The 12,279-nt window shown below is 64.8% G+C and carries 7 protein-coding genes; 5 read left to right on the top strand and 2 right to left on the bottom strand.

The features are described from left to right. The first annotated feature begins 144 nt into the window (after positions 1-144). The 4 genes from rimI (at position 145) to KFB96_RS04595 (ending at position 6,764) form a co-directional block, all read left to right on the top strand. Complete coding sequence (gene rimI, locus KFB96_RS04610) at positions 145-663, top strand: ribosomal protein S18-alanine N-acetyltransferase (RefSeq protein ID WP_300971299.1); 519 nt, start codon at positions 145-147, stop codon at positions 661-663. A 337-nt stretch (positions 664-1,000) separates the two neighbouring features. Beyond that, the gene (nifJ, locus tag KFB96_RS04605) at positions 1,001-4,609 is read left to right on the top strand and encodes a pyruvate:ferredoxin (flavodoxin) oxidoreductase (protein ID WP_213459393.1); all 3,609 of its coding nucleotides are present in this window, start codon (positions 1,001-1,003) and stop codon (positions 4,607-4,609) included. A 250-nt stretch (positions 4,610-4,859) separates the two neighbouring features. Beyond that, positions 4,860-5,876, top strand: a complete 1,017-nt coding sequence (locus KFB96_RS04600) for a dihydroorotate dehydrogenase-like protein (protein WP_213459392.1) — start codon at positions 4,860-4,862, stop codon at positions 5,874-5,876. Between the two features lie 96 nt (positions 5,877-5,972). Beyond that, a complete protein-coding gene (locus tag KFB96_RS04595; protein ID WP_213459390.1) occupies positions 5,973-6,764 on the top strand; it encodes a Uma2 family endonuclease in 792 nt (263 codons plus the stop codon). A 185-nt stretch (positions 6,765-6,949) separates the two neighbouring features. Here the strand turns inward: KFB96_RS04595 and KFB96_RS04590 are convergent, their stop codons facing one another. Further along, a complete protein-coding gene (locus KFB96_RS04590) occupies positions 6,950-9,589 on the bottom strand; it encodes a DNA phosphorothioation-associated putative methyltransferase (RefSeq protein ID WP_213459388.1) in 2,640 nt (879 codons plus the stop codon). A 7-nt stretch (positions 9,590-9,596) separates the two neighbouring features. After that, a complete protein-coding gene (locus KFB96_RS04585; protein ID WP_213459386.1) occupies positions 9,597-10,196 on the bottom strand; it encodes a Uma2 family endonuclease in 600 nt (199 codons plus the stop codon). Between the two features lie 261 nt (positions 10,197-10,457). Between KFB96_RS04585 and KFB96_RS04580 the strand changes: the two genes are divergently transcribed. Further along, a complete protein-coding gene (locus KFB96_RS04580; RefSeq protein ID WP_213459384.1) occupies positions 10,458-12,260 on the top strand; it encodes a diguanylate cyclase in 1,803 nt (600 codons plus the stop codon). Positions 12,261-12,279 lie beyond the last annotated feature (19 nt).

The raw sequence follows: 12,279 nt of genomic DNA, 5'->3' as shown, positions 1-12,279 counted from the left end.
TGCGTGCGACTAAACCGCGGAATTATAGACTTGAAGCGCCCGCCGTTCACCTAAAGCGCGCGTTCGCGGTTCAGGCGAACGCCCCGGTCGGTATACTGTGGGGTCCGGGTGCGCGCCACGGCGCCGCACCATCACCCGAAACAGATGAATCGAGCCGATCAGACGATGCAAGAAGCCCGTTCGACGATGCAAAGAACCTGCGCCGAGTCCGCCCTCCCCCTCGCCTTGCGCCTCAGGGCCATGACCGAGCGGGATGTCGAAGCCGTCTGCGCGGCGGATCGAGCAGCTTACGAGCATCCGTGGACGGAGGGCATCTTTCGCGACTGTCTGCGGGTCGGCTACTCCTGCTGGGTGGGCGAGCTGGATGGGGAGGTCGTCGCCCATGCCGCGATGGCGGTCGCCGTCGGCGAGTGCCACATTCTCAATCTCTGCATCCATCCCGACTGGCAAGGCCGGGGGCTCGGCCGCCGCCTGCTCCGCCATTTGATGACGTTCGCACGCACGCGGCGGGCGGACAGCGCCTTCCTCGAGGTGCGCGCGTCAAACAGCCGTGCCCGCGCGCTCTATGCCTCCGAGGGATTCTGCGAGATCGGCCTACGGCCCGGCTATTACCCCGCCGCCAAAGGGCGCGAGGACGCGGTCGTGCTGGCGCGTGCACTGTAGGTTGTGCCGACGCGCTGTCGGTTGTGCTGACGATAGGGTCTGCCAGCTCCATGTCCGAGCCGCATGTCACGAACGGATGCGCAGAAGTCCTCGCGCAGATCCGGAGATGGGCACCATCAGGGTGCAGGAAATACCGACCTGATCCGGATCATGCCGAGGTCGATTCGCTTGAAAGCACAGGAAAACGACCGTCAATCCAACAGCATTTCGGGCTATAGTCGAGGCCGTTACTCGGCTCCCGTCTCGCTTCGGGCTGCGCTTGCCGCCGAGTCGGAGTACAGCGCAGCCCCTCCGCGTTGCCGGTCTAACCTACCCTATTCATCCGGGGATTGCTCTGATGTCGCACAAGCTCATGGTAACCGTCGACGGCAACGAGGCCGTGGCCTACGTCGCTCACTTGACCAACGAAGTCATCGCCATCTATCCCATCACGCCGTCCTCGAACATGGGCGAATGGGCGGACGAGTGGTCGTCGCTCGGGATTCCGAATCTTTGGGGCACGATCCCCGATGTCGTGGAGATGCAGAGCGAGGCCGGCGCGGCCGGCGCGATCCATGGGGCACTGCAGGGCGGCTCCCTGGCGACGACCTTTACCGCCTCGCAGGGTCTGCTGCTGATGATCCCGAACATGTACAAGATCGCCGGCGAGCTGAGCCCGACGGTCTTTCATGTCTCTGCGCGCTCGCTTGCGGCGCAGGGTTTGTCGATCTTCGGCGACCATTCGGACGTCATGGCCTGCCGCGCCACCGGCTATGCCATGTTCTGCTCGGCCTCGGTCCAGGAGGCCATGGATTTCGCGCTCATTGCGCAGGCCGCGACCCTGGAAAGCCGCGTCCCCTTCCTGCACTTCTTCGATGGGTTCAGAACCTCGCACGAGGTCACCAAGATCGAGCAGGTCTCGCACGAGACGATCCGCGCACTGATCGACGAGGAGCTGGTGAGCGCCTGCCGCGCGCGCGCACTCAATCCCGATCATCCCGTGATCCGCGGCACCTCGCAGAACCCGGATGTGTATTTTCAAGGCCGCGAGACCGTCAACCCCTACTACGATGCGGTTTCCGGCATCGTGCAGCGCACCATGGATCGCTTCGCCGGGCTCACGGGTCGTCAGTACGGGCTCTTCGAGTATGTCGGCGCAGCTGATGCTGAACGTGTGATTCTGCTGATGGGCTCCGGGATCGGGGCCGCACAGGAGGCGGTGGAGCATCTCGTGGACCACGGCGAGAAGGTCGGCCTGATCAAGATCCGGCTCTACCGCCCCTTCGATGCAGGCGCCCTCCTCTCCTCCATTCCGGTCACCGCGACCCGACTCGCCGTGCTCGATCGCTGCAAAGAGCCGGGCGCCGACGGCGAGCCGATGTACAAGGACGTCGTCACCGCATTGGCCCAAGCGTTCGCCGACGGCCGTGTCGCCACCATGCCGCGCGTGGTCGGCGGGCGCTACGGGCTCTCGTCCAAAGAGTTCACCCCGGCCATGGTCAAGGGCGTCTTCGACGAGCTGGCGGCGCCCAAGCCCAAGAACCCCTTCACGGTCGGCATCATCGACGACGTCGGCCACACCAGCCTGGCCTGGGATCCGGACTTCAAGCCGGCGGCGATGGCGGGCGTCACCGCCTGCGTCTTCTTCGGCTTGGGCTCTGACGGTACCGTCTCGGCCAACAAGAACTCGATCAAGATCATCAGCGAAGAGACGCCCAACTTCGGTCAGGGCTACTTCGAGTACGACTCCAAGAAGGCCGGCGCGGTCACCATCAGCCATCTGCGCTTCGGACCGAAGCCGATCAACAGCACCTACCTGATCGGCGAGAACGAAGCGAGCTTCGTCGCCTGTCATCAGCCGACCTTCCTCACGCGTTACGACATGCTCGATCACGCACGTCCGGGTGCGGTGTTCCTGCTGAACTCGCACACGCCGCCCGATCGGATCTGGGACGAGCTGCCGCGCAAGATGCAGCAGACGATCATCGACAAGGGTCTCGACTTCTACGTCATCGATGCCTACGGGATCGCGGGTGCGACCGGCATGGGCCGGCGCATCAACACCATCATGCAGACCTGCTTCTTCGCCATCTCGGGCATCCTGCCCAAGGACGAGGCGATCGACCACATCAAGCACGCGGTCGAGAAGACCTACGGCAGAAAGGGTCAGAGTCTGTTGGAGCGCAACTACAAGGCGATCGATGCCGCACTCGCCGGGCTCCATCAGGTCAGTGTCCCGGCGCAAGTGACCAGTGCCTTCGAGCGCCCGCCCGTGGTCCCGATCTCGGCACCCGACTTCGTGCGCAATGTGACCGCGACCCTGATTGCCGGCAAAGGCAACAGTCTGCCGGTCAGCCTGATGCCGGCGGACGGCACCTGGCCGACCGGCACGACCCGCTACGAGAAGCGCAACATCGCCCTCGAGCTGCCGAAATGGGAGGACGACCTCTGCACCCATTGCGGCAAATGCCCGCTGGTCTGCCCCCATGCAGCGATCCGCGCCAAGGTCTATCCGGTCGCGCTCACGGACGCGGCCCCGGCGAGCTTCCAGCACGTCCAGATCAAAGGCAAAGACTTCCCGGTCGGTCATCACATCACCTATCAGGTCGCCCCGGACGACTGTACCGGCTGCGGTCTCTGTGTGGAGGTCTGCCCGATCCGCGATCGCAAAGACCCCAAACGCAAGGCGCTCAACATGGTGCCGGCCGAGCAGACGCACGCCGTCGAGCAGGCCAATTGGGACTTCTTCCTGACCCTACCGGAATACGATCGCACCAAGCTCGACGGCACCAAGATCAAGCACGCCATGATGCTCGAGCCGCTGTTTGAGTTCTCCGGCGCCTGCGTAGGCTGCGGCGAGACACCCTACGTCAAGCTTGCGACCCAGCTGTTCGGCGACCGCATGCTGATCGGCAACGCCACCGGCTGCTCCTCGATCTACGGCGGCAACCTGCCGACGACCCCCTATACCACCAACAGCGAGGGCCGCGGACCGGCCTGGAACAACTCGCTGTTCGAAGACAACGCCGAGTTCGGGATGGGCTTGCGGCTCGCCATCGACAAACAGGCCACCCATGCCCGCGAGATCATCAAGCGGCTCGCACCCAAGATCGGCGAGGATCTCGCCGAGGGACTGCTCACGGCCGACCAGTCCAACGAGGCCGGGATCTTCGAGCAGCGCGAGCGCGTGCTTGCGCTCAAGGAGAAGCTCAAGGGCATCCCGGACCTGGACGCACGTACCCTCGAGGCCATCTGCGACCAGATCGTCAAACGCAGCGTCTGGATCATCGGCGGCGACGGCTGGGCCTACGACATCGGCTACGGCGGCGTGGATCACGTCCTCGCCAGCGGGCGTAATGTGAACCTCTTGATCCTGGATACGGAGGTCTATTCCAACACCGGCGGCCAGACCTCCAAGTCGACCCCGATGGGCGCGGTCGCGAAGTTCTCGGCGGCCGGCAAACCGACCTTCAAGAAGGATCTCGCCATGATGGCGATGGCCTACGAGAACGTCTATGTCGCCCAGGTCGCCTTCGGTGCCAAGGACGTGCAGACGGTCCGCGCCTTCATCGAGGCCGAATCCTTCGACGGTCCGTCGGTCATCATCTGTTACTCGCCGTGCATCGCTCACGGCATCGATCTGTCCCATAACCTGCGTCAGCAGGACATGGCGGTCAACTCGGGACACTGGGGCCTGTTCAGGTTCGACCCGCGCCGGCTCGCCGCGGGCGAGAATCCGTTGCACATCGACAGCAAACCGCCGAGCATTCCATATCGCGACTTCGTGTCCTCGGAGACCCGCTTCAGCGTCCTCACCCACACCCATCCGGAGGCGGCGGAGCGGTATCTGCAGCTCGCCCAGAAGCACGTCCAGACACGCTTCACGCTCTACGAGCAGTTGGCGCATCTGGCTGTGCAGAATGCACCCGCGCCGGCCGCAAAAGAGCCGACACCGAAAGCGTCTTAAACCGCGCCCGGTGCGATATGCGTCGTTTTTTGGATTGCCTTGGCCGCGCCAGCTCCGACGACTGCTGGAGCTGGCGCGGTTTAAGGTATTAAAAGATATTAATTTTAGACGATCGCCGGGAGCCGCGGATCGCGGAAGCAGAGGCATCGCGCCTCAGCGGGGGCCGGGTTAAGTCGCCCCGCCCCCCGACCACGACCACTCCAGCCGATCACCGACGGGCGACCCCTTATCCCTTGCCGGAGCACTCGCTATGGATCTCACGACCAACTATCTCGGGCTGACGATCAAGAATCCGCTGGTTCCCTCTGCCTCGCCCCTGTCCAAGAGCGTCGCCATCGCACGCGAGCTGGAAGACCATGGCGCTGCGGCCATCATCATGTGGTCGCTCTTCGAAGAGGCCGTCACCGCCGAATCCGAAAGCATGGTGCGCTTCCTGCACCACCAGGACATCGGTTTCGGCGAGGCCGATAGCGGCTTTCTGCCCGTTCATCAGGATTTCGAGGGCGCGCTCGAGCGCTATCTGGACAACATCCGTAAGCTCAAAGAGTCACTGGACATCCCGGTCATCGCCAGCCTCAACGGCGTCACACCCGGCGGTTGGATCAAGCACGCGACCGAGCTGCAACAGGCCGGTGCGGATGCCCTGGAGCTCAACGTCTACTATGTCGCCGGCGATGTCGCCCAGACCGGGCTTCAGGTCGAGGAGCGTTACCTCGAGCTCCTGCGCGCGCTGCGCGGCCACATCCAGATCCCGATCAACATGAAGCTCTCCCCGAGCTTCAGCTCCATCGGCAACTTCGTCGGCCAGGTCGCGGCGTCCGGCGCCAACGGCGTGGCGCTCTTTAATCGTTTCTATCAGCCCGATATCAACATCGACAGCCTGCGGCTGCAATCGAGCCTGCACCCCTCGACCTCCGCCGAGGCCCTGCTCGCGATGCGCTGGATCGCCATCCTCTACGGCCGCTTCGATGGCCTATCACTCGGTGCGACCGGCGGCGTGCACACCTCCGCAGACGCCATCAAGCTCCTGCTCGCAGGCGCCGACGTGGTGCATCTGTGCAGCGCCCTACTCGGCAAAGGACCGGCCTACACCGCGCAGATCCTGGCGGGCATCCAAGACTGGATGGAGGAGCAGGGATTCGAGTCCGTGGACGACTTCCGCGGCCGCGTCAGCGCCATCTCGGTCCCCAACCCGGCGGAGCTCGAGCGCGCCAATTATGTCAACATCCTGGACAGCTACAGCTTTTCGCCGGGTGTGATGGTGTAGCACCTTAAGTGACATGTCGAAACAAGGTGAACACCTTGATGAACGCGTAGGATGGGTAGAGCGTCAGCGAAACCCATCCTCCAACCGGAGACGCAGATGCCGCACCGACCACGCACCGATCGACAGGGTCCGTTTCACGTCGACCAACTCGGCGAAGGCGATCGCTACGAGCTCTCCAGCGGTCACCCGATCTATTGCGCGCCCTCCGGGCGCGAGCATGCCGGAACGAATCTGATCGGCGCGGCAGCACTGGAGACCGACCCGGATGTCGAATGGGCCGGTGTCGATGCGGGTTTCACCCCGGATTCGGGGACGTTGCGCGCACCCGACGTCGCGATCGGCCACGGAGGCGCAGAACGGGGCTGGATCCCGGGCGCGCCGCCCTTGGCGGTCGAGTATGCCGCTCGCGGACAGGACGAGCAGGAGTTGCAGGACAAGATTGCGGAGTTGTTGCAGAGCGGCACCCAGCAGGTTTGGGTGGTGCGTCTGGTCGGTCCGCGACGGGTCGAGGTCTATCGACCCGGCGAATCCATGCGCGTGGTCGGTCCCGGCGAGATCCTGAGTGCGCCGAGTCTGCTACGTAACCCGGTCCCGATCGAGGCGCTCTACGACCGCGATGCCGCACACCGCGCGACGCTGCGCAACCTGCTGCAGCGCGAGGGTTACGAGAGTCTGGACGCCGTGCGTCAAGAGGGGGTTGTTGAGGGAATCAATCAAGGGATCAGCCAAGGCATCGCCGAGTCGATCCTCGCCCTGCTCACCGAGCGTGGGCTCGTCGTCGACACACTGGCGCGAGAACGCATCCTCGGCGAGCAGGATCCGGCGCAGTTGATGCGTTGGCTCATCGCCGCGACTCAGGTCCAGGAAGCGCAGAGGCTGCTCGATTAGGAGAACAGTAGGAGAACAGTAGGTTGGGCAAAGCGCAGCGTGCCCAACTGCTACTCCCGATGCCGGTGCGCGTTGGGCACGCTGCGCTTTGCCCAACCTACGACTGCACCCCGAACCCCGAACCCTGCACCCCGAACCCCGCACCCCGAACCCCGAACCCCGCACCCCGAACCCCGAACCCCTCATCACCCATCCGAATCGAGAAACCGTTCGACCGGCACGCACTTAGGCACCAGCCGGCCGCTTGGACCCGGCAGCATCAACACCACCTGACGGCTTTGCTCGGGTCCATAACTCACATGGATCGGGTTGTCGTTGCCGTAGAAGTAGAGCCGATCGAAGGGCGTTTCGGCGACGACCCAGCGCGCGACCTCGAGCATATCCTCGTCCTCGACCAGAAAATCCACGGCGGCACCCAGACGCGGGCAGATGGGATGACCCAGCCGATTGCGCTCGTGCGCCGCGTGCTGATCGCGCTTCGGATCGATCCGCCCCGGGATCGCCTTCGCCAGCGGCGCGGAGCAGAACCCGTAGGTCAGTCGAATCATCCCGAAATACTCGATCACCGGATCCAGGACCTGCGTGGCCAGATCGCACAGCGCCGTGTAGGTCTCGGGTTGCTCCGGGCGGTTGCCGAGCCCCGTCGCGGCCTGTGTCTCGCCACATTCGATCAACTGACGGTAGCTGAGAGAATGCCCGCAGGGCGCATCCGGCTCGGGGATCGTCCGAGAGCGCACCAGGGCGCCGTCCTCGATCATCCAGCGCCGACGCTCGAGCAGTGCGTCGAAGGCTGCCGGCGCCGGCCCATAGCCAGACATCGGCAGCACACCAAGCGCCTCGAGCGCCTCGTCGAAGGCGAGCTGCTCCGGATACCCCTCGCATTCCTCGTTCAGATAACCCGCCTTGCGATAGAGATACGGCGGCTCGAACGCCTCGCCATAGGCGAAATAGTCGATATCCTGCTCGCGCAGCTTGATCTTGACCCGCTCGACCATCCGCGGCAGCGCCCTGCCCTCGAAATCGTCATACCGCATCAGGCTCAGCTTGCCCGAGCCGATATGGATCTTCACCAGATCCGCCTCGCGGATATCGCCGTAGAGCATCGAGGCAGCGCCGACATACACGCGCAAGAGCGCCGGGAGCTGCTCGACCAATCGGCTGTGTAGCTGCAGCGAGGCGCCCGGCTCGAGCCATCCCAGCCCATGCTCGGCGGCCGATCGGCAGGCGGCGGCGATCGCGTCGGTGTCGGCGATCCGAAAGAGCTGCGTACGACCGGCCTCCAACGCGGCCGGATAGTCACCGAAGAACGCCTTGATGTCGCGCTGCAATCCCGCATCCAGATGCTTGTAGGGACGCCGTCGGCTGAACTGCTGAAGTGCGAAATAGACCTCCAGGTCGGCGATGCGCGCCTGCTCGGCCTGCGCCAGCGCGACCTGTGCGTCATCCGGTTCCTTCTGCTCGGCGAGGAAACGCAGCGCCTTGCCGAGACTGCCGAAGCCCTCGAGCAAGGGCAGCAGATCATCGACCTCGCTCTTCTCCGGCGTGCGCCCCAGACACAACCAGGTCTCCCAGAGACGCTCCAACGGCTCGCGATAGGCATCAAAGCGTTCCGCCGCGCGATCGCGCCGAGCCGGCCGCTCACGCGGTGGCGGCGCGGGGCGCGTGCTCGGCACCCCGAGCCGATTGCTTCTGCGGCTGTAGCGCTCCACCAAAAACCGCTGCTCCGCGTCCTTGTCGCGGAACACATAGAGCACGCCCGGCGCAACCGGGATCGGCTCCTCGTCCAGCACCTGCTCCAGATACGTCTTGATCTCGGACTGGGTGTAATAGCGCTGGAAGGTGCCGCGCTGCGTCATGACGCCGTCGCGAAACCGCTCCCCGCGCGGATCGTTCTGATTGGCGAGCATCACCGACACGACCAACAGCCGCTCGGCGAGCGACCAGGCCCGCGTCAAGGCCAGCAGCCGCTCGTCGAAGTCCTCGATCACGTTGATCACGAAACCGAGATTGACGATGTCGGCCGCGGCGACCGGCTCGTCCGGCGCAAAATAGGGATCCCACCCGGAGGCGGTCAGCCCGTTCTCGCGCAAACCGCGCACGTCGTCGCCGCGCCCGCAGCCGTAGTCGAACAGCCCAAAGCGGCCATCCAGGAAGCCATGCCGCGCCAGCGTCTGCACCGGCGCCGAGAAGCCATAGCGCACCATCGCGGTGCGGTGTCGCGCCGCCTCCCAATCGAGCGCGCTGCCGAGTCCGACGAGGTCGCAAGACAAGACCCCGCCCTCCCCCGCCTCGGCCTCGGCCAAGGCCAAGTCGGCAGCCTCGCCCGCGACACCGTCGAGGTTGCCGATCGGAAGCAGGGTATGCCCCTCGATCCGGTACCCGGCATCCGCGACCAGCGCCTCCCACTGACGCCGATAGCCGATGCGCTTGGGATCGTCGAACAGACCGATCGACTCGGCCTGCTCGGTCAAGGCGACATACTCGGCGCGGCCCGGATGATCGCTGGGGAGCAACAGCTCCTTACGATGCAGGATGGGCGGGTTCAGCGAGTCTTCGTAGGTGCGATAGCCCGTCTCCCCCGTTGCGCGATCCACACGCCAACTCTCCTTCAGCGCCGGGAAGGGGGTCTCGAAAAAATCCGGGTAGTTGAGGAAGGCCACCTCGGAGCCGTCCACGGCAACGCGCACGACATTGAAATCGGGCTCGGCCGACGCCCGAAGCATCTCCAAGGCCGCGGCCACGCCGCTCGTCAACGCTGGCTCGGAACGGTCGAGCAACGTTCGATGCAGGTAGCGTCGGCCTGCGACCGTCTTTCCGGAACCCATCGGTTCGTCAGTCCCCCGTGCTCATCGTCGGATCCGTCTCGGGAGCCGGCCAGTGGATCTCCAGACCATCGATCACGCCGACAGGGGTCTGTCCTTCCAGACCCTGCACGTCCGGCTTCCCGTAAACGCCGTCCGCACCGAGCCGATAGAGGGTCAGCACCCGATCCACCGGGTGCAGCAGCCAGTATTCGCGCACGCCATGACGCTCGTAGAGTGCCCGCTTACGGACCTGATCATGAACCGCGCTCGACGGCGAGAGGATCTCGACGATCCAATCGGGCGCCCCGCGGCACCCCTTCACGTCGAGCTTGTGCGGATCGCAGATCACGGCGAGATCGGGCTGCACCACCGTGTCGACCCGAGCGTCGGACTCGTCGTGCTTCGGCAGACGCACGTCGAAGGGGGCGACATAGACCCGGCAGCCGCTACCCGCGAGCTTGGGGTGGATCTGCGCGGCCAACTCGACGACAAAGTCCTGATGCAGTCGCGTCGGCGCGGGCGCCATCGCAAATGCTTCACCGTCGATCAGCTCCCAACGTTCGTCCTCGGGCCAGAGACAATAGTCTGCGTAGGTGAAAGAACCGGTTTTGAGTGCGGCTTGAGGCATGACAGTCTCTCGGTTGAAACAGCATCGGCACAGGGCGACCTTGATCATAACGCCGACCGGCAGGCTGGACGAGCGGGAGCGACTTGGAACAGAATCACATCGAATCCTCCGGCTCAGCATCGATCACAGCGCAAACACGACCGAACGAGCCTGTTCACCCGGGCGCTCGATCCGTCTCGCGGCGACGGCACACCACACCGGAACAGACGACAGAGTCTGATATTATGACGACTCGCGAGGGGTTTTCGGAGAACAACAACGTTGCTGAATCCGAAAGGCGCATCAGCCAAAAACCCACGCGGCTCGGCCGTACAGACGCTCGGCACCTTGATCAAGGTGGTGATCGTCGCGATCCTCGTCAGCCTGACCCTCACCGTGCTGATGCTTCTGCACGCGGGGCGTATCCAGGACGAGACCGCTGCGGAGGGATCCTTGCGGCAGCTCGACGGGCTGCTCCTCATGAAGAGCCGCCACCTCGCCAACCACGTCAGGGATTATGCCGTTTGGAACGACGCCATCGAGCGCGTGATCCAGGCGCGAGACGCGGCCTGGTGGGACGACAACCCCGGTCAGTATGCGCTCGCGACATTCGACCTCTCACTCACCCTCGCCGCCGACGGCAGCGACCGGATCTATTTCATCTCGACCCCCGACGGAACCCGAAGCGCACCATCGGACCTCACCCTCGGCCCGTCCACGAAGGCATTGCTGGACATGGAACGGCGCAGCCTTTCCTCCTCGGTTCCGGGAGCGGCAACGACGGGGCTGATCGAGCTGAACGGAACCCTGTATTTGGCGGCCGCCAGCCGATTCTTCCACGAAGAGGATCTCGCATCCCCTGCCGAAGCCCCCGGCGCAGTGATGCTCTTCGCGCTCGCGCTCGATAACACGGTTCTTCCGGAGCTCGGCGACATCATGGGCGTCGACGGACTGGTCCGCGATGCGGCGCCTGAGTCCGGCGAGGCTCGCATGCCGCTCTCACTCATCGACGGGGCCCCTGCGGGAAGCCTGACCTGGACCCCGCCGTCGCCGGGCCGATCCATGATCGCAAGCGTACTGCCCACCGCGCTGCTGGCCTTCGCAAGTGTCGCCGGACTGACCCTGGTCTTCGCCTTTCGCGCACGCAGCCTCGCCCGGCGTTTGTCCGCCGACGAGACCGAGCGACACGAGCTGTCGCAGCGCTACGAATCCATCCTCGAGACCGCCGGCGACGGCATCTTCGGCATCGATCGCGACGGGCGCATCCTGTTCGTCAACGCCGCAGCCGCGACGATGCTCGGCCTGCCACGCACGGAGATCCAAGGACAGGACGCCAACCGCCTACTCCTGTGCCGACCGGTCAATGGACCCGCCGAACAGACCGACGAGCCACCCCTGCTGCGCGCACTGACAAGCGGTCGCGCCGAGGTCTCCGACACCGAGTGTTTTCGCTGCGCGGACGGGAGCACCTTCCCGGTCGAATACGCCGTCACACCCATGCTGCTCGGGGACACCTCGACCGGCGCGGTGGTCGTCTTTCGCGACATCACCAAACGGCGGCAGACCGAAGAGGAGATGCTCTATCGCGCCAATTTCGACGCCGTCACCGGCCTGCCCAACCGCAACCTCCTTCTCGAACGCCTGAATCAGGAGCTGAAACGGGCCCGCCGCGAGGCCACCCGCGTCGGGGTCCTCTTCATCGACCTCGACGACTTCAAACAGGTGAACGACTCGCTCGGACACGACGCGGGCGATCTCCTGCTGCGCCAAGTGGCCGAGCGCCTTCAGCAATCCGTGCGCGAAACCGACACCGTCGCCCGTTTTGCGGGGGACGAGCTCGTGGTCGTTACCGCACACATCGCGGACCGTGCCTTCCTGCAGACGGTCGCCGAGAAGCTGCTCCAGGTCCTTCGTGAACCCTTCGCGATCGGGGCCGCATCCGTGCGCATCGGAGGCAGCATCGGAATCGCCATTTACCCGGACCATGGCGACGATCCTCAGACGCTGCTCAACCGGGCCGACCTCGCCATGTACCAGGCGAAGGCCGCCGGGCGTGGAACCTATCGGTTTGCGGTGACGGCCTGACCACAGGTCAAGGCTGCCA

Origin of the sequence: Thiocapsa sp. (genome assembly GCF_018399035.1) — a bacterium.
Lineage (GTDB): Bacteria > Pseudomonadota > Gammaproteobacteria > Chromatiales > Chromatiaceae > Thiocapsa.
Note: the sequence above shows the minus strand (reverse complement) of the source record. Positions and strands in the feature narration are given on the sequence as shown.